We start from the raw sequence: 19,475 nt of genomic DNA on the forward strand, positions 1-19,475 counted from the left end.
AAAAGTGGGCGTTAAACCCGGCGACCGTTTTGCGGTCCATTGCAGTCCTGTTCCTGATCGAGAGTTGCCCCATGAGCACGCCCAACGTTGAAGCCGTGAAACTGGATGAACTGAACTGCTGGCGCATCCGCCACGGTCAGGCCGAATTGCTGGTGGCCCAACAAGGCGCGCACATTCTCAGCTATCAACTGGCCGGCGAGCCGCCACTTATCTGGCTCAACGACGAGGCGGTGTTCAAGGCCGGCAAAAGCATCCGCGCCGGTGTGCCGGTGTGCTGGCCATGGTTCGGTAACCTGTCGCGCAACCCGCAGAGCGTCCAGGCCATGCGCGTCAGCCAGGAACCGCCAACCGCCCACGGGCTGGTGCGGGCGATGGACTGGGAACTGGGTGGCATCGAAACCGAGGGCGAAAGCCTGAAGGTGGAATTCATCCTGCCCTACCCCGAAGACGGTCTGCCGGGATGGCCACATCAGGTGGACTTGAAACTGAGCATTCGTCTGGATGAGCAGTTGCACATCAGCCTGACGAGCGTAAACAAGGGCGCCGAACACGTCACGATCAGCCAGGCATTGCACAGCTATTTCGCGGTCAGCGATGTGCGCAACGTGCACGTTGAAGGGCTGGATGGCTTGAGCTATATCGAAACCCTGGACGACTGGAAAACCGTCACCCAGACCGGTGATCTGCGTTTTACCGGCGAGACCGACCGCATCTATCTCAATACCCCGCCGAAGCTGAGCATCGTTGACCCGCACTGGGAACGACGCATCGAACTGACCAGCAGCGGTTCGCGCTCTGCGGTGATCTGGAACCCCTGGATCGACCGCGCCGCAGCGTTCAGCGACATGGCCGACGATGGCTGGCAGCGCATGCTGTGCATTGAAACGGCGAATGTGTTGGGTGATGTGGTGACGCTGGCACCGGGGGCGAGTCATACCCTGGGCGTGAGCATCGGTAGCAAACCTCTATAAGCAACACCACCAAATCAATGTGGGAGCGAGCCTGCTCGCGATTAGGCCATAACATCCAACATCAATGTTGACTGTTAAACCGCCATCGCGAGCAGGTTCGCTCCCACATTTGTATGCCTACAAATCCGACTCTTTAACCACCCGCACCTGCGCTGCATCCAGCGCATAGGCCGCGTCCGCCAGGTCGTTGTTGACCGTTTCGATCTTCAGCGTGCCGGTCACCCATAGCGGTGTATAGATGTCATTCAGCTTCAAGCCTTTTGGATAACGCACCAGCACCAACTGGTTAGGTGGCGGTGGCGGCACGTGGATGCAAGCGCCCGGGTACGGCACAAGGAAGAACAACGTGCTACGGCCCTTGGCGTCGGATTCCAGCGGTACCGGATAACCACCGATGCGGATGTGTTTGTCGTTCATCGACGGCACGGTTTTGGTCGAGTACATCACCGCCGGCAAGCCCTTGCTCTGCTTCATGCCACCCTTTTGGGTAAAGGTGCCATTGGCTTCCGGGGAGTTGTGATCGATTTCGGGCATGGCCTCGAGGGCTTTCTGGTCCGACTTGGGCATCAGTTCGAGCCAGTCGGTTTCCGGCAGTTCGCCGGCATGGGCCAAACCACTGCCCAGGAAGAGAAGAGTCAACAGAAGACGGCGCATGAAAGTGCTCGGCAAAGGATAGGACAATGTGACGATGGCAATGCCGAGCATTCTAGCCCTCTCCAGCGAGGACGCAGAGAGGGCTTTATCACTTCAATCAGCTGTTTTTTTTGATCAGACCGTAGATCACCAGCAATACCACCGCGCCCACCAGCGCACCGATGAAACCTGCGCCTTCGCCAGCGTGGTAAATGCCCAGGGCCTGGCCGCCATAAGTAGCCGCCAGCGAACCGCCGATACCGAGCAGGATGGTCATGATCCAGCCCATGCTGTCATCGCCCGGTTTCAAAAACCGAGCCAGCAGGCCGACGATCAAACCGATAAAGATGGTTCCGATAATTCCCATGGCATTTCCCTCTGATTGAGTTGGCTATAGCCTAGACAGACTTTGGCATCCTGCCATCAGAGAACGGCGGCCCCTGAAGGTTCCGCCGCTGCCACATGAAACTATTCGGCAATGAGCGCTTCGACCTTGAGGATCTGCGCAGCCAACGTCTCACGGTCTGCACAGCGCAGATTGGCGTGACCGACCTTGCGGCCGACCTTGAAAGCCTTGCCGTAGTGATGCAAATGGCAGTCGTCGATCGCGATCACTTTCTCTACTGGCGGCACGACACCGATGAAGTTGAGCATCGCGCTCTCGCCGACCTTGGCCGTCGAACCCAGCGGCAGACCGGCGACGGCCCGCAGGTGGTTTTCGAACTGGCTGCACTCGGCGCCTTCGGTGGTCCAGTGCCCGGAGTTGTGCACGCGCGGGGCGATTTCATTGGCCTTGAGGCCGCCGTCGACTTCAAAGAACTCGAACGCCATCACGCCGACGTACTCCAGCTGCTTGAGTACGCGACTGGAGTAATCTTCAGCCAACGCTTGCAGCGGGTGATCGGTGCTGGCCACAGACAGCTTGAGAATGCCGCTGTCGTGGGTGTTATGAACCAGTGGATAGAACTTGGTTTCGCCATCGCGAGCACGCACAGCAATCAGCGAGACTTCGCCAGTGAATGGCACGAAGCCTTCCAGCAAGCAGGCGACGCTGCCAAGCTCGGCAAAAGTGCCGACTACGTCTTCAGGTTTGCGCAGGACTTTCTGGCCCTTGCCGTCGTAACCCAGGGTGCGGGTTTTAAGCACGGCCGGCAGACCGATGGAAGCCACGGCGGCGTCCAGATCAGCTTGCGACTGGATGTCGGCGAACGCGGGAGTCGGAATCCCCAGATCCTTGAACATGCTCTTTTCGAACCAGCGATCGCGAGCGATGCGCAGCGCTTCGGCACTCGGGTACACCGGGACGAATTGCGACAGGAAGGCCACGGTTTCGGCCGGGACGCTTTCGAACTCGAAGGTCACCAGATCGACTTCATCGGCCAACTGACGCAGGTGATCCTGATCGCCGTAATCGGCCCGCAGGTGCTCGCCCAATGCAGCTGCGCAAGCATCCGGCGCCGGGTCCAGGAAAGCGAAGTTCATGCCCAGCGGAGTGCCCGCCAGTGCCAACATGCGACCCAATTGGCCGCCACCGATTACACCGATCTTCATCGTCAACAACCTCAGGCGATGCGTGGGTCTGGATTGTCCAGGACGCTGTCTGTCTGCTCAGCGCGGAATTTCTTCAACACGGTATGAAATTGCGGATGCTTGGCGCCGAGGATACTCGCCGAGAGCAGCGCTGCGTTGATCGCGCCGGCCTTGCCGATGGCCAGAGTGGCGACCGGAATGCCTGCGGGCATCTGCACGATAGAGAGCAGAGAATCGACGCCCGAGAGCATCGACGACTGCACCGGTACGCCCAGCACCGGCAGGTGGGTCTTGGCCGCACACATGCCTGGCAGGTGGGCCGCGCCACCGGCACCGGCGATAATCACCTCGATGCCACGGGCCTCGGCCTCTTCGGCGTACTGGAACAGCAGGTCCGGGGTGCGGTGGGCAGAGACCACTTTCACCTCGTAAGGGATGCCGAGCTTTTCCAGCATATCGGCGGTGTGGCTAAGGGTGGACCAATCGGACTTGGAGCCCATGATCACGCCAACCAGTGCGCTCATCGTCGTGCCTCTTCTCTCTGGGCGCCCGCAGGCGCGTCAAAAAACAACAAGCCACGCAGGAAATCCGGCGTGGCTTGATTGTACGAATTTAAGGCCGGGCGAACCGGCCAAAGGCCGCGCAGTATACCTCAATGAAGCGGATAAACAGCCCCTATGACGACCATCTGTCATACGACGGGTGCCGATCATAAGCGGATGGTTTTATTGACTCAAAAGTCAGCCACTCTGCATCCAATTACCTCACAAAAAAACCTTGAACAAAACATCATCTGAAATACAACTGGCAATTACAAATAAATCGCCATGCATTATTAATATACCCCAACGCAGAAAACTGCTCCCTCATTCAACTACATCAAACTACACCTGAAAAACAACAATGCCGCTATCGACGCATTAAATGTGAGATTTTCTACATGTCCAAACTAATAAGATTCATGCTCTTCTTAACAATTTTTCAATTAACAACTCAAATGAGCCATGCAACGACAGTCATGGATAGACCTTGGCCTGCTGCCAACTCGGAAACGCTCATGACCCCTAAAGGTTTTAGTACCATAACCATGGAAAAACGGCCTATTTTTGTTTTTGCATTTGTTCATGATGACATTCCCGAGTCGGCCATCGACTCGATTTTCCATAGTTATTTTCTCGATTGGATCAAAGAAGTCACAGCAGTGACAGGCCGGCGCGTTTCCGTAGAGTTCATACGTAATATGCCTCCTTATACGAATTATTCCTACAAGGCTGCCAGTGACATATCCTATCGCGGATGGGAAACGCTTGCCCGAAACTATCGCGACGACAATAACCTCCCCTACAACAGAATCACAAAATTCCTGCTGTTGACCAATAATGCAATCGACAATAAAGTTCTGGGGGTCGCGAGCCTTGGGCAACAGTTCGGTATCGCGTCACTGATTGGAAAACAAATAGTCGGCCATGAACTAGGACATATGCTTACCGCTAACCATGAACTTTCCGAGGTTCAATATAACGGTTGGTGGTGTGAAACCTTTATGCGCGATGTTACTCCCGGACTGTCCAACTGCTATCGCTATAGTGACGGTAATCGGGAACTCATCAAGTCGTTCCTGAGTGACGCTCCATAGCTATTCGCTGATGGGCCGCCACTGGCAAGACGACCGACTGAGAATGTAGCCCCGAGAACACTCTAAACTTGCCGACAAACCACTAAACATTTAAGTAAAACCTTGAAAAGGATATTCATATGACAGACTCGAACAGTAACAACAAACAAACACTCTCATCGAAAAAGCCGATTCTTATAATGGTTTTTCTACACGACGATCTTGCGGAATATGACGAGAAAAAAATTTACAGTGATTATTTTGCCTGGCTAAAAACCGAACTCGAGGATATTTCCGGACGAGGAGTGCTGATCTTGTTCAAATCGAATGAGCCAGGAGTTACCGATTATCCTTATCAGAACGATAGCCTTGAAGCAGCGGTGGACGGCTGGTGGGAACGCATCGACAAGGCGGTCATTGCGCCAGTGGAGAAGACCCGACCTTATAATTATGATCTCGATAAATTCCTGTTGTTGACCCGTCACAGCATAAACAGCAGTTATGCTGGGGCGGCGGACGTTGGCGGTCGGGTAGGAATGGCATCAATCAGTAGTTATAGAGTCCCTGCACACGAAATTGGCCATATGTTCCGCGCGACACACGAAGACTCCGAGGTCGTCTATAACGGCTGGTGGAACGACTCAATAATGTCCGTTGACTATGTTGGCTCCGCTTTCCGAGGGAATGACTACCACTTCAGCGAAAAAAACCGGGAAAACATTCGCAACCATCTCAGCAGATTCCCTTGAAATAGCCAAAGATGCCCGACATAGCGAAAGCCTCGGTTTTCCCTTCGGTCATTCAGGACGCAGAACCCGCCGCCCCACCTTCAAGTTTGCGCCACAGCAACCGCACATTCGCCTTGCGCACCAGCGCGCAGCGATACAGACGAATCTCAAGCGGCACATGCCATTGCGGGCCGCCGCAGACCACCAATTCACCGCGCGCCAGTTCGGCGCGCACGCTTAGCTGCGGCACCCAGGCGATACCCAGCCCTTCCAGCGCCATGCTTTTCAGGCTGTCGGCCATGGCGGTTTCATAAATGGTGGTGAATCGCAGCGCTCGCTGACGTAAAAGCAAATTCACAGAACGCCCGAGAAATGCCCCGGCGCTATAGGCCAGCAAAGGCACGCTGGTTTCGCCTTCCAGGTCGAACAACGGCTTGCCGTCGGCATCGGCCGCACAGACCGGGAGCATTTCAGTATCGCCCAGATGCAGTGACGGGAAAATCTCCGGGTCCATTTGCATCGCCGAGTCCGGGTCATAGAACGCCAGCATCACATCACATCCGCCTTCACGCAGCGCATGCACCGCATCGCCGACGTTGGTGGCCACCAGCCGCGTGGCTATATTCAATCCTTCGTTGCGCAATTGTGCGATCCAGCGCGGGAAAAAACCCAACGCCAGGGAGTGAGCGGCAGCGATTTGTATCACCTCGCCCTGCCCGCCTTCCAGGTGATGAAGATGGCGCAACACTTCACCCAATTGTTCGACCACAGTACGCGCAGTAACGAGAAACAGCTGACCCGCCGCTGTCAACTCGACGGGTGTGCGGGAGCGATTGACCAGTGTCAGCCCCAGCGCGGCTTCGAGGCTGCGGATCCGCCGGCTGAATGCAGGCTGGGTCACGAAGCGTCGTTCAGCCGCTTGGGAGAAGCTACGGGTGGCGGCCAGAGCACTGAAGTCTTCAAGCCATTTACTTTCCAGATTCATCACGCCCTCCCGGACACGCACCAATTTAGGTCACACGCTCGCGGTACACGCGGCGTCACACGGGCATTATGCCGAATGTGCATAGGCTAGTGTTTAACAGCATTGGCCCAAAATAGTTCACCAGCCTAGCATTTGCAGTGTTCCGGCACAGACCGGGTCCCTATCGAGATGATTTCTATCATGTCCTCCGCTGCATCTTTCCGCACAGAAAAAGACCTGCTTGGCGTACTCGAAGTACCTGCTCAAGCGTATTACGGTATCCAGACCCTGCGAGCGGTGAACAACTTCCGCCTCTCCGGCGTTCCGATTTCGCATTACCCGAAACTGGTTGTCGGTCTGGCGATGGTCAAACAGGCCGCCGCTGACGCCAACCGCGAGCTGGGTCACCTGAGCGACGCCAAGCACGCTGCCATCAGCGAAGCCTGTGCCCGATTGATCCGCGGTGATTTCCACGAAGAATTCGTGGTAGACATGATTCAAGGCGGCGCTGGCACTTCAACCAACATGAATGCCAACGAAGTCATCGCCAACATCGCGCTGGAGGCCATGGGCCACAGCAAAGGCGAATATCAGTACCTGCATCCGAACAACGACGTGAACATGGCGCAGTCGACCAACGACGCCTACCCGACCGCGATCCGTCTGGGTCTGCTGCTGGGTCACGACGCGCTGCTGGCCAGCCTCGACAGCCTGATCCAGTCGTTCGCCGCCAAAGGTGAAGAATTCAGCCACGTTCTGAAGATGGGTCGTACCCAACTGCAAGACGCCGTGCCGATGACCCTGGGCCAGGAATTCCGCGCCTTCGCCACCACCCTGAGCGAAGACCTGGCGCGTCTGAAAACCCTGGCGCCTGAACTGCTGACCGAAGTGAACCTGGGCGGCACCGCGATTGGTACCGGCATCAACGCCGACCCGCGTTATCAAGCACTGGCCGTTCAGCGTCTGGCAACGATCAGCGGTCAACCGCTGGTGCCGGCCGCCGACCTGATCGAGGCCACCTCCGACATGGGCGCCTTCGTGCTGTTCTCCGGCATGCTCAAGCGCACCGCAGTCAAGCTGTCGAAAATCTGCAACGACCTGCGTCTGCTGTCCAGCGGCCCACGCACCGGCATCAACGAAATCAACCTGCCAGCACGTCAACCAGGCAGTTCGATCATGCCAGGCAAGGTCAACCCGGTTATCCCGGAAGCCGTGAACCAGGTTGCTTTCCAGATCATCGGCAACGACCTGGCACTGACCATCGCTGCCGAGGGCGGTCAGCTGCAACTGAACGTGATGGAACCGCTGATCGCCTTCAAGATCTTCGACTCGATCCGCCTGCTGCAACGCGCCATGGACATGCTGCGCGAACACTGCATCGTCGGCATCACCGCCAACGAAGAGCGCTGCCGTGAACTGGTCGAGCATTCGATTGGCCTGGTCACCGCGCTGAACCCGTACATCGGCTATGAAAACGCCACCCGCATCGCCCGTATCGCCCTCGAAAGCGGCCGCGGCGTGCTGGAACTGGTGCGCGAAGAAGGCTTGCTCGACGACGAAATGCTCGCCGACATCCTGCGCCCGGAAAACATGATTGCTCCGCGTCTGGTGCCTCTGAAGGCTTAACCAAACGCAGGCTCTTTTGAAGAGCCACGCTCACCAGGTCGAGGGACTAGACACCTCTCACCTTTTGAGGGCTTGGGGATTTATTCCCTCAAGCCCTTTTTTTTAACCCTCTCGCGGATTTTCCGAACATGTTGAATGTTTTAAGTGCCACCAAGATCGCAGCCTTCGTCAGCTTCCCCGGGGTTTGAGACCCTCTGTAGAAGCTGCCGAAGGCTGCAATTTTTTTATTTTGCAGCGCTCTCGTTTCGTCGCTTGCACCACAATCGTGCAGACGGACGGCACTCTCCTTATGTATAGTGCCGGCCCTCTTCGCGTGAGTGCTCGTCGTTAACGAGCCCAAACCCATGCGAAACCCGAACTAATAACAATCCCGCGATATGGAACCGGAACGAACGTCGATCCACCTGCTGAGCCACGCGCAAGCGGGTGTAACGCAATATGTCGGACCCTCCAGCATCTGCACCCACAAAAAACAGCGAGGAAAAATCCATGCTCGAAGTCATCAACGACTTCCTCTCAGGGAAAGTACTGATCGTGCTCATTGTCGGGCTCGGTAGCTACTTCACGATCCGCTCGCGTTTCGTTCAGTTCCGCCATTTCTTTCACATGTTCGCGGTCTTCCGTGACAGCCTGAAAAGCAGCGCTGGCCAGCTCAGCTCATTCCAGGCCCTGATGCTCAGCCTCGCCGGCCGCGTCGGTGCGGGTAACATCGCCGGTGTCGGTATTGCCGTGACCCTTGGTGGCCCCGGTGCGGTGTTCTGGATGTGGGTGACCGCGCTGGTCGGCATGTCCAGCAGCTTCTTCGAATGCTCCCTCGGCCAGCTCTATAAGCGCTGCGACTCCGAAGGTCAGTTCCGCGGCGGCCCATCCTTTTACATTCAGCACGGCCTGCAGAAACGCTGGCTGGGGATGATCATGGCGTTCCTGCTGCTGATCACCTTTGGCTTTGCCTTCAACGGCCTGCAAGCCCACGCCGTAACCCACTCGCTGAACAATGCCTTCGGCCTCGACACCACATACACCGGGCTGGGCCTGGCGGTATTGCTGGGTCTGGTGTTCATCGGCGGTATCAAGCGGATTGCCAAGGTCGCTGACCTGCTGGTACCAGTGAAAACCCTGGTGTACATCGGCGTGACCATCTACGTGATCGTGCTGCAGTTCGACCACGTTCCGGGCATGTTGATGACCATCGTCAAAAGCGCCTTCGGTCTGGACCAGGCGTTCGGCGGCCTGATCGGCAGCGCCATCGTCATGGGCGTGAAGCGCGGCGTGTTCGCCAACGAAGCAGGCCTGGGCAGTGCGCCGAACGTCGCCGCTGTGGCCTCGGTCGAGCATCCGGTTTCGCAAGGTGTGGTTCAGGCGTTCAGCGTGTTCCTCGACACCTTCGTGATCTGCACCTGCACCGCGTTGCTGATCCTGCTGTCGGGCTTCTACACCCCGGGCTTCGAAGGCGACGGCATTGCCCTGACCCAGAACTCCCTGGCTGCCGTAGTCGGTGAGTGGGGTCGGATGTTCATCTCCGTGGCTCTGGCGCTGTTCGTATTCACCTCGATTCTCTACAACTACTATCTGGGCGAGAACAACCTGCGCTTCATGATCGGCGAAAACCGCAAGGCACTGATCGCCTATCGCGCGCTGGTACTGGTACTGATCTTCTGGGGTGCCATCGAAAACCTCAGCACAGTGTTCGCGTTCGCCGACATCACCATGACCCTGCTGGCGTTCGTGAACCTGATTGCGCTGTTCCTGCTGTTCAAGGTCGGCATGCGCATCCTGCGTGACTACGATGACCAGCGTGCTGCCGGCATCAAGACCCCAGTGTTCGATTCGAGCAAGTTCCCGGATCTGGACCTGGACCTGAAAGCCTGGCCAGCCAATCCGCCAGCCGCCGCTCCTACGGCCGCAGCCGAGCCGCAAGGCGTGACCGCAGCGCAACGCTGATCGGTAAAAAACCGGGCGCATCCCCTGCGCCCGGCGTGACACAGCTTGCGACCGGCGTCATGCTCGGTCGTATGTTGTGGCAGCTTTTTTGATGCTGCCGTTTTGGTTCGAGCTTGAGACCACATCAGTCGAGCGCGACCCCGGTCCATCGCGAGCAGGTCGAATCGTCGCACCGTCGCTCCCACATCGTTTTCGGAGAACCTCCATGAACCCTTCGACTTTTCCTGCTGCCCAGCACGTCATGGTGCTGTACACCGGTGGCACCATCGGCATGCAAGCCAGTGCTCACGGCCTGGCCCCGGCGTCCGGTTTCGAAGCGCAGATGCGCGAGTATCTGCACAGCCAACCCGAACTGGTGGTACCGCAGTGGCGCTTTCGCGAGATGTCGCCGCTGATCGACAGCGCCAACATGACGCCCGCCTACTGGCAGCAACTGCGTGAAGCGGTGGTCGATGCCGTTGATGTGCAGGGCTGCGACAGTGTGTTGATCCTGCACGGCACCGACACCCTGGCCTACAGCGCCGCGGCCATGAGCTTTCAATTGCTCGGTCTGCACGCCCGCGTGTGCTTCACCGGTTCGATGCTGCCGGCCGGCGTGACCGACAGCGATGCCTGGGAAAACCTCAGCGGTGCGTTGGTTGCTCTTGGCCAAGGCCTCGCACCGGGCGTTCATCTGTACTTCCACGGCGAACTGCTCGACCCGACCCGTTGCGCGAAAGTGCGCAGCTTCGGTCGTCATCCGTTCAAGCGGCTGGAGCGTCAGGGTGGTGGCGTGAAAGCGTCTTCGATACCTGAGCCGCTGAACTACAACCAGCCTAAACAGCTGGCGAAGGTCGCGGTGCTGCCGCTGTTCCCAGGCATCGGTGCCGATCAACTGGATGGCCTGCTCAACAGTGGTATTCAGGGTCTGGTGCTGGAATGTTATGGCAGCGGTACCGGGCCAAGCGACAACCCCGAGTTTCTCGCCAGCCTGGAACGGGCGCGGGACAAAGGTGTGGTGGTGGTCGCGGTGACGCAATGTCATGAAGGTGGCGTGCAGCTCGACGTGTACGAGGCAGGCAGCCGCTTGCGTGACGCCGGTGTGTTGTCCGGTGGCGGCATGACTCGCGAGGCGGCGTTTGGCAAGTTGCATGGGCTGCTGGGTGCAGGGCTTGAGACCACTGAAGTGCGGCGGCTGGTTGAACTCGACCTGTGCGGCGAACTCAGCTGACACAACACAACAATTTGTAGGAGAGAGACTTGCCCGCGAAGGCGTCCTCAAGTGCGCCAAAAGCTTCGCGGGCAAGCCTCGCTCCTACAGGGTCGGGTCATACCGGCATATAACTTGCTCCCATTCCGGCACGCCCAACGCGGGAAGCCCCCATGCTCCACTCCCATCTCACCACCCTCAACGCCGTCTCCCTGGTGCTCAACACCTTCAAGGCCGAAGGCCTTTCGAGTGATGCATTGCTGGCCGGCAGCGGCATCAATGCGGCGGATCTGAGCCGGGCGGATACGCGTATTACCACCAACCAAGAGATGCTGGTTTGCGCCAACGCCGTCGCGTTACGCCACGATATCGGCCTGGAGTTGGGCCGGCGGATGCACGTTTCTTCCTATGGCATGCTCGGGTATGCCTTACTCACCAGCGCCACTTTAGGTGACGCCTTGCGGTTGGCGCTGCACTATCCGGCGCTATTGGGAACACTGTTCGAGTTGAGCCTGGAAGAAGATGGCGAACGCATCTGGCTCACTGCCGGCGACTATCGGGAAAATCCGGCGCTGGCACCGTTCAATGTCGAGTTTTGCCTGGTCTCGATGAAAGTCACCTGCGAAGACTTGCTCGGCCACCCTCTGCCTCTGCTCGGCGCCCGCTTCGAACACCCGGCGCCGGACTATCACGCGCGCTACGCCGAGCGTTTCGACTGCCCCTTGCAGTTCGATGCTGTATCCAATGCCTTTGCCTTCGATAAACACTGGCTCGAACAACCCCTGCCTCTGGCCGACGCCATTACGCATCAGGCCATGGCCGAGCGTTGCCGCAAGCAAAACACCGAATTCACCGGGCGTCAGGCCTGGCTCGGGCGTATCCGCCAACTACTCGCGGCGCAACTGAGCGCGGCTCCGGGTCTGGATGGGCTGGCGGAACAGCTGAACTGCTCGGCGCGCACTCTGCGTCGACATCTGAAGGGCCTGGGTTGCAGCTATCAGGAACTGCTCGATGAGTTGCGCTTCGAGCAGGCCAAGCGAATGCTCTGCGAAGATCAATTGCCGATCTATCGGATTGCCGAGGCGTTGGGGTTCAGCGAGACCGCGAGCTTCCGCCATGCGTTTGTGCGCTGGAGTGGTGTGGCGCCCAGCCAGTTCCGGCCACACCGATAACCCCTGTGGGAGCGGGCTTGCCCGCGAAGAGGCCAGTACATTCGACGCATCTCCATTGACTGGACCACCGCTTTCGCGGGCAAGCCCGCTCCCACAGGTTCGGCATTTCCAAGCCCAATGTTGAAGTGCCGGCGTGCCATTAAGGGGCGAATTTCGGTCAAATCTTTTGGCCATATCGATCCCCTTTTGGCCTTTCCTGCCGTTCTCCCAAACGCTGCCCGCCGCAAGACTGTATGCAACCGAATCTGCCTGCGGAGAACAAGAATGCTGACGATCTACTCGGACGATCACCACCTGCACCACGGCCGTTGTGAATTGATGGACGGGCAATTGATGCCGTGCTTCGAAATGCCCTCGCGCGCCGACCATGTGTTGGCACGCGTGCAGTACCGCCGTCTCGGCCCGGTCGAGGCGCCGGAGGATTTCGGCCTCGGGCCGATCGAGCGCATCCATAGCCGCGACTATCTCGACTTCTTCAAAGGGGCCTGGGCGCGCTGGACCGAACTCAAAACAGACGGCGACTTGCTGCCCTATACCTGGCCGGCCCGCACCTTGCGCCGGATCATGCCCACCAGCCTGCACGGCCAGCTCGGCTATTACAGCTTCGACGGCGGCGCACCGATTACCGCCGGCACCTGGCAAGCGGCGTATAGCGCGGCGCAAGTTGCCCTCACGGCTCAAGCGGTGATCCAGCGTGGAGCGCGCAGTGCCTTCGCCCTGTGCCGTCCACCCGGGCACCATGCCGCCAGCGACTTGATGGGCGGTTATTGCTACCTCAACAACGCCGCCATCGCCGCTCAGGCTTTCCTCGATCAAGGCCACAAAAAGGTCGCGATCCTCGATGTCGATTACCACCACGGTAACGGTACCCAATCGATTTTCTACGAGCGCAGCGATGTGCTCTTCACCTCGATCCACGGCCATCCGGAAGCCGAGTTTCCATTCTTCCTCGGCTACGAAGATGAACACGGTGAGGGCCCTGGCGAAGGGTTCAACTTCAACTATCCTTTGCCCGCCGGATCAGGCTGGGACAGTTGGAGCGCGGCGCTGGAGCAGGCCTGCAAAGAGATCGAAAAGTACGGCGCCGACATCATCGTCGTGTCCCTGGGTGTGGATACATTCAAGGACGACCCGATCTCCCAATTCAAACTCGACAGCCCCGATTACCTGGCGATGGGCGCGCGCATCGCGGGCCTCGGCAAGCCGACGCTGTTCGTGATGGAAGGCGGTTACGCGGTGGAAGAAATCGGCATCAATGCCGTGAACGTTCTCGAAGGTTTTGAAAGTGCCCAGAGGAATTAGAACAAATGAACCGACTCAAGCGTTTTATCGCGCCGGTGCTCTTCCCCACAGTGTTATGCGCCACGTTACTCAATGGTGCTGTTCACGCTGAAGAACGCACCTTGCGGGTGTACAACTGGTTCGACTACATCACCCCCAAAGCGCTGGAAGACTTCAAAGCCCAAAACACCCAGACCAAACTGGTCTACGACATCTTCGACACCAATGAAGCGCTGGAGGCCAAGCTGCTGACCGGCAACTCCGGTTACGACGTGGTGGTGCCGTCCAACGTGTTCCTCGCCAAGCAGATCGAAGCCGGGGTGTTCCAGCCGCTGGACCGCAGCAAACTGCCGAACTGGAATCACCTCGATCCGAAGCTGATGAAGTTGATCGAAGCCAACGACCCGGGTAACAAATTCGCCGTGCCATACATGTACGGGACCATCCTGATCGGCTTCAACCCGGACAAGATCAAGGCGGCTTTGGGCGACAACGCACCGGTGGACACCTGGGACCTGATCTTCAAGGAAGAGAACATCAGCAAGCTCAAGCAGTGCGGCGTGGCCCTGCTCGACTCGCCGTCCGAGATCCTGCCGCTGGCCCTGCAACACCTGGGCCTGGACCCCAACAGCAAGAAGCCGGCGGACTACGCCAAGGCTGAAGCGCTGCTGATGAAGATTCGCCCGTACATCACCTACTTCCATTCGTCCAAGTACATGGCCGACATTGCCAACGGTGACATCTGCGTCGCGGTCGGTTACTCCGGCAGCTTCTCCCAGGCCGCCAACCGTGCCAAGGAAGCCAAGAATGGCGTGATCGTCGACATGCGCCTGCCCAAAGAAGGCGCGCCGATCTGGTTCGACATGCTCGCCATCCCGAAAGGCGCGAAAAACCCGGAAGACGCCTACACCTTCATCAACTACTTGCTGCAACCCCAGGTCATCGCACCGGTCAGCGATTTCGTCGGCTACCCGAACCCGAACAAGGACGCCACGGAAATGGTCGACCCGGCGATTCGCAACAACCCGAACCTGTACCCGACCGAAGCGGCAATGAGCACGCTCTACACCCTGCAACCATTGCCTCGCGATGCCGAGCGGGCGCGGACCCGGGCCTGGACCAAAATAAAATCCGGCACTTGAAACCTTCACCCGACTCCATTCGAGACCCGTCTGTGTGCGGGTCTTTTTTTGGCCTGCCGATAATTAATTACCGCACGGTCGTACCTGACGCGCCTTATTTTCGTTGCCAGCCAGGACCTTGTTCGTCCTGAAACCCAGCATCGAAGAAGCGACCATGACCGAAAACAAACTGCCCAACGATACAACGCCACTATTGGAAAAAAGTGAACTTGTCAGCCAGATCAGCCACGGCCCAACGCTCAATGAAGTGGCTTCGCACCAACTACGCCAGTCATTGAAAATGCTTTATCCAAAACTGGATATCGATCCCGACACCACCCTCGTCGCCACACCGCAATGGCGTGTAGTGGACCATCAGGTCGAGGCCGGCCCCACAACACTCGAATCACTCACGCATGCACTGGTTCACCAAGGTCTTTATGGAGCAAGGGCCAATTACATCGAAGGAGAACACTTTCTCACGCTTGAGCCAGAGGCCCGAAACCCCGTTCATCTTGCGGTGAGCATTGAGGAAGTTGCCGGAATGCTCAACGATTTGGCACCTTTGCTGTTTGTCGAACTTCAAGCCCGGCAACTGGATTTCTGGAACAGCAAAGGACACAAAATCGCTCGCTGGGAGGAGCTTTCCAATTCGTTGCGCAAAGCCCTGAATGTGCGGAAAGTCAAAGGCTGGGACGCTGATGAGTGCGCCATGGCCCGCGAAGTTTTCATCGATCCCGACAAAGCCACGCGCAAGCATGTAAACAGCGACTTTTCAGCAATCCAGGCGTGTTTGATCGATGTCGATGCCTTGGAGAATGAAGTGGCCAGCCATCTCTTGATCGGAGGCGCCTTGGTGCTCAAGGCAACGTATCGCCAGCGTGAATTGTTAGTGCTGTACACGATCGAGGGCGGTTACGAGTCGTTCAGCTCGATGGCGCAATTGGGTGATTTGCTTCCCGCTCGCCTGGGAGCACAACTGGCAGGGCGCACTCCGAAATGGCGACTATACGAGCCCGACGGTAACATCTTCGATCACATGGCCTGGGCGTTGGTGTCATCGCAGCTCGATGCCATTGATACGCTAAGGTTCCTTGATCCAACGGCCATTGAAGAGACCGAATCCGGGCTCGATAAAACCGAGCATGCACGATACCAGCAATTGGAAACAGCGATTCCTGACTGGCTGCGCGAGGCATCGGTTGACGATATACAAGATTACGGACGTTACATCACGGCATTGGGCAAGTTATATCGCCGCCCCGAAAGCAAGGCGGCCAAAGGCGAGATTCCTGCCATTACCGATTATGCCCAGCGCCGGATGTGTGAAGCGATCATCAAGGATTCTCGTGCGGTGGGGGCCGCGAACCTTTCACTGAATGAACTGCGGATCAAAGTTACCAATAGCTTCACCGTCGATAACCTCATACTGCCCAACCCTCTGGATCAACGCACAGAAACGCTTGCCGAATTTGCCCTGGAGAACGAAGCGCCCTATAGGGCCACCGTTTTTTTCAAACAGGGAGAGCAAGTTCCAGACTGGCTAACATCCGAGTTCCTCACGGACATGTCGACCCAGGTCAACATCGGCAAGGCCTATCCCGAATTGATCAAACGCAAGTTGATAGACGATCCTGTCGAATCCCGACGTCAGAAAGATTTCTATCGCGATCAGCTGCAATTATTGCTGCCGCTGTTGGCGCTTGAAGGCAAGGTCAAAAAAGAAGCGGGAATCGATGAACAGGGCTATCGGTACATTTGCGAACTGTTTAATCCTGACACTGACACCGTGCAGTCCATTGCGATATATCCGCTATCGATGACGCCACAGCATCGCCTGATCAGCGTCAGCGACAGCGTCACGAACATGTTCATCATCAGCCCTCGAGAGGCCGAAAACGACCCCTGCCTACTGTATCGTCCGTTGCTGGATCAACCCTTGCTTCAGTTTCCTTCCCGACAAAATCTGTTGTATGCGCTGCACCAACCCGGCGAACTCAGAGACTCGGTGCTCGCCTGGCTGCCTGATAAAACATTGAGTTTTGAATATGCTCAATACGTATTCCCGGTCGGCCTGCCTTCTCCGTGGCTAATCGCCGAACAGGTCATCAACCCGTTGCAACGACTGGACAGCTTCGGGCGTGTGGTTTTTGAAAATATCGAAATAACCGGCGACATCCTGTCGACGCTGTTCAATAGCAATGCCAAGGCGTTGGTCGATCTGGCCGATCGGCAAGCGCAGTCAAATGCCGAACGACGCTGGAGCTTGCTGAAAGACAGCAGTTGGGCTCTGTTCGAGGTCATCACGAACATGTTCAGCGGCGCGATAGGCACTGCTATCTGGGTCTGGCAATCCATCAATGCGATACAACAGGCACTCGATGCCCGTGAACGAGGTGATCGTTTCGTTGAATGGACCTCAATCGGAGACGTTCTGCTGACCATCGGGATAATCCTCACCCATCATGCGGTGATGCGACGCAGAACACTCTCCGATAAACCGCGAATCGAGAAGTTATCGATAGAAAAGGAGATTCAGCCCGAGCCCGCTCACGCAACTGTCACGTTCAACCCTGTGCCGCTTTCAGGAGAACTGCCAATGGACCATTGCACTTCGCTCGAAGTATCTGGGTCGGTCCCACGGCGCAGCCCTTCCGCATTGAGCTCCTATCTGGACACGCTCAAAGTCACGCCGCCCGACCTCGCCGACGCCGACCTGGCAATCGTGAACGAAGCCGTTCCCTATCTCTACCAGCTTAACGACAGGAATTACGCACAAGTGGGTGAGCGCTGGTTCAACGTCCTGGTGGACGGCGACGACCAGGTCACCATTGTGGCCCTCGATGAACCCTACCGGGATGGCCCGCTACTGGCCCGCACTGGAACTGGCCAGTGGGTATTGGACCTGAGATTGCGTTTACGAGGAGGGTCACCGAAAGGTCGTCTTAAAGCCCTCAAAGCCGCAAAAGAACGGCGCAAGCATGAACTGGAAACAGCCTTGCAGTCATTCAGAACCCAGGAAGCGTTGGACAAAATCGAGATGGAAAAAGTGCAAGCGGAGGTACTCGAAGCCAAGGGTGCCGACTTCGATCGGATATCGGAGCTGTACTCGCAAAAACTTGAAGCAATGATTGATACGTATCAGCAAGCACTCACTCAATTGCAAGAGTGGCGCAACCTCGGCGGGACGACAGGTTACACCTATGACTTGCTGCGTCTGAGCACCGAATTGGAGAGGCATCTGTCGCTCTGGTTCGTCACAAAGAAAAATCGATATATCGAGGCCACCCAAAAACTGGCTCAGGCCGCAGACCAAGCGGTCGTTTCGCAGCAAACCTATGTCGACACCATTCAGCTGGCGACAGATTTGAGCCACGAAATGGTCAACAAACTGTCGATTTCGCACACCGTACTTGAAGGGATGAAAGCCGCAGGAAGGCCTGGTATTACCGAGGCTCTACATATTCGCAAACTGCTACCTTCTTTCACGGCACTGGAACTGAAAGCCAATGAGATCGGCATGGCGCAGGAACTTTGCCTGCAAGAACAGGCGAGTCCAGCGATGCCCGAAGCGCGTAATGCCATCGGCGACATTGTCGTGAGTGCCGGCCGGGCCGCTCATCAAGTCGCCCAGCTGGTAAAAGGTACAGACGCCAGTATTGACTTGAAGGTTCGCATCGAAGAACTCCATTCCTTTGTCGAAGTGTTTGCCGATGCAGAGCAACGCCTCCAGGAGTTACCGGACACCTACCCTGACCTGCTTAAGCGAAATCAAATCGACCATCTGCGAAGTCTTATCGAAGAGTTTGCACAATTGGCACACAGTCAGATCCAGTCTTTGTTGCCGGAACAAGCGCTTGAGCCACAGCAGAATCCGTCAAGGCGAAACCGTCCAGCCCCCTCGCGCCAGACAGTCAAGGTCAGCAAGAGCCGGCCGCGCAAGCCTGGCGACGATGAAGCAGCAAAAGCCACGGAAGATCCGCTAAAGCCATTCATACCTGTAATCCCCAAACAGCCGCTACAACCCTTGAAAGACATGGAGATCATCGCCAGCGCTCTTGATGTGAACCTGGAAAGTAATCAGTTTATTGAACGTACCCGTAAAGACGCTTTTCGGCCCAGGCGTATACCCGCTGACATGCAGGATCTATTCGATCAGCAAGCCCTGAGACTTGAACAAACCGCTGCAAGCGTGGAACAAGCCATGACCAGAATCAAAGCTGCCACGGGAACTACGCCCCCCGTCGCCACACTGAGCAGAGAACTGATTGACGATGCCAACAGAATGCGTAAAGCAGGGGTCAGTGTTCGAGCGAACCTTTATAAACAACGCAAGCCCACACAAAGCAGCTTCAAATGGATGCAAGAGAATAAGCAGATCGATGTCAGTCGCAATGAACAAGGGCGGATCCGCACCAAACAACTGGGAGATTATTTTCAGGAATACCGGATTTTCGACAAGGCCAATACCCATCAGCCCATTTGGGTCGCGCACTTCCATTACCCTACCGTCAATAGCCCGGCCGACAACCCCAGTACAGCCCATCTGAAAGTCTCAGATGACTATCTCAAGACACTTACACCCGACCAGCAAGTAGCGTTGAGTACCTTCGAACCGATCGATGGCGTACTGCGAAAAATAGACGATCCGGTCCTGCGCAAACTGTTTCTGGATCTTGAGCCTGTGCAAGAACGCTGAAGGGC

Annotated in this window: 15 protein-coding genes; 10 read left to right on the forward strand and 5 right to left on the reverse strand. The window is 57.1% G+C overall.

Annotated features, from left to right (window positions below):
- Positions 1-71 precede the first annotated feature (71 nt).
- Entirely contained in the window at positions 72-971 is a 900-nt protein-coding gene (locus tag AB4O41_RS16310) for a D-hexose-6-phosphate mutarotase (RefSeq protein ID WP_460143928.1), read from the forward strand.
- Between the two features lie 117 nt (positions 972-1,088).
- Here the strand turns inward: AB4O41_RS16310 and AB4O41_RS16315 are convergent, their stop codons facing one another.
- The 4 genes from AB4O41_RS16315 to purE form a co-directional block, all read right to left on the reverse strand.
- Entirely contained in the window at positions 1,089-1,625 is a 537-nt protein-coding gene (locus tag AB4O41_RS16315) for a DUF3299 domain-containing protein (protein WP_030132475.1), read from the reverse strand.
- Between the two features lie 97 nt (positions 1,626-1,722).
- Entirely contained in the window at positions 1,723-1,971 is a 249-nt protein-coding gene (locus AB4O41_RS16320; RefSeq protein ID WP_460143929.1) for a GlsB/YeaQ/YmgE family stress response membrane protein, read from the reverse strand.
- A gap of 101 nt (positions 1,972-2,072) precedes the next feature.
- Entirely contained in the window at positions 2,073-3,155 is a 1,083-nt protein-coding gene (locus AB4O41_RS16325; RefSeq protein ID WP_460143930.1) for a 5-(carboxyamino)imidazole ribonucleotide synthase, read from the reverse strand.
- Positions 3,156-3,166: 11 nt separating this feature from the next.
- Positions 3,167-3,658 (reverse strand): 5-(carboxyamino)imidazole ribonucleotide mutase, encoded by a 492-nt coding sequence (purE, locus tag AB4O41_RS16330; protein WP_003196369.1) that lies wholly within the window; start codon positions 3,656-3,658, stop codon positions 3,167-3,169.
- A gap of 416 nt (positions 3,659-4,074) precedes the next feature.
- Here purE and AB4O41_RS16335 point away from each other — a divergent pair, with 416 nt between their 5' ends.
- Both AB4O41_RS16335 and AB4O41_RS16340 read left to right on the forward strand, forming a co-directional pair.
- Positions 4,075-4,770, forward strand: coding sequence for a hypothetical protein (locus AB4O41_RS16335; protein WP_460143931.1), 696 nt, complete (start codon positions 4,075-4,077; stop codon positions 4,768-4,770).
- A gap of 119 nt (positions 4,771-4,889) precedes the next feature.
- Complete coding sequence (locus AB4O41_RS16340; RefSeq protein WP_460143932.1) at positions 4,890-5,498, forward strand: zinc metalloprotease; 609 nt, start codon at positions 4,890-4,892, stop codon at positions 5,496-5,498.
- Positions 5,499-5,550: 52 nt separating this feature from the next.
- Here AB4O41_RS16340 and AB4O41_RS16345 read toward each other — a convergent pair whose 3' ends face one another.
- Complete coding sequence (locus AB4O41_RS16345; protein ID WP_460143933.1) at positions 5,551-6,462, reverse strand: LysR substrate-binding domain-containing protein; 912 nt, start codon at positions 6,460-6,462, stop codon at positions 5,551-5,553.
- A gap of 180 nt (positions 6,463-6,642) precedes the next feature.
- Here AB4O41_RS16345 and aspA point away from each other — a divergent pair, with 180 nt between their 5' ends.
- The 7 genes from aspA (at position 6,643) to AB4O41_RS16380 (ending at position 19,470) form a co-directional block, all read left to right on the forward strand.
- The gene (gene aspA / locus AB4O41_RS16350; RefSeq protein ID WP_460143934.1) at positions 6,643-8,067 is read left to right on the forward strand and encodes an aspartate ammonia-lyase; all 1,425 of its coding nucleotides are present in this window, start codon (positions 6,643-6,645) and stop codon (positions 8,065-8,067) included.
- Between the two features lie 489 nt (positions 8,068-8,556).
- Positions 8,557-10,008 (forward strand): alanine/glycine:cation symporter family protein, encoded by a 1,452-nt coding sequence (locus AB4O41_RS16355; RefSeq protein ID WP_367373616.1) that lies wholly within the window; start codon positions 8,557-8,559, stop codon positions 10,006-10,008.
- A gap of 205 nt (positions 10,009-10,213) precedes the next feature.
- The gene (locus tag AB4O41_RS16360) at positions 10,214-11,218 is read left to right on the forward strand and encodes an asparaginase (protein WP_460143935.1); all 1,005 of its coding nucleotides are present in this window, start codon (positions 10,214-10,216) and stop codon (positions 11,216-11,218) included.
- Between the two features lie 152 nt (positions 11,219-11,370).
- A complete protein-coding gene (locus AB4O41_RS16365) occupies positions 11,371-12,369 on the forward strand; it encodes an AraC family transcriptional regulator (RefSeq protein ID WP_460143936.1) in 999 nt (332 codons plus the stop codon).
- A gap of 264 nt (positions 12,370-12,633) precedes the next feature.
- Entirely contained in the window at positions 12,634-13,671 is a 1,038-nt protein-coding gene (locus AB4O41_RS16370; RefSeq protein ID WP_460143937.1) for a histone deacetylase family protein, read from the forward strand.
- 5 nt (positions 13,672-13,676) lie between these two features.
- Positions 13,677-14,792, forward strand: coding sequence for a polyamine ABC transporter substrate-binding protein (locus AB4O41_RS16375; protein ID WP_460143938.1), 1,116 nt, complete (start codon positions 13,677-13,679; stop codon positions 14,790-14,792).
- A gap of 154 nt (positions 14,793-14,946) precedes the next feature.
- The gene (locus AB4O41_RS16380) at positions 14,947-19,470 is read left to right on the forward strand and encodes a dermonecrotic toxin domain-containing protein (protein WP_460143939.1); all 4,524 of its coding nucleotides are present in this window, start codon (positions 14,947-14,949) and stop codon (positions 19,468-19,470) included.
- Positions 19,471-19,475 lie beyond the last annotated feature (5 nt).

The organism is Pseudomonas sp. S2_A02, assembly GCF_054668495.1.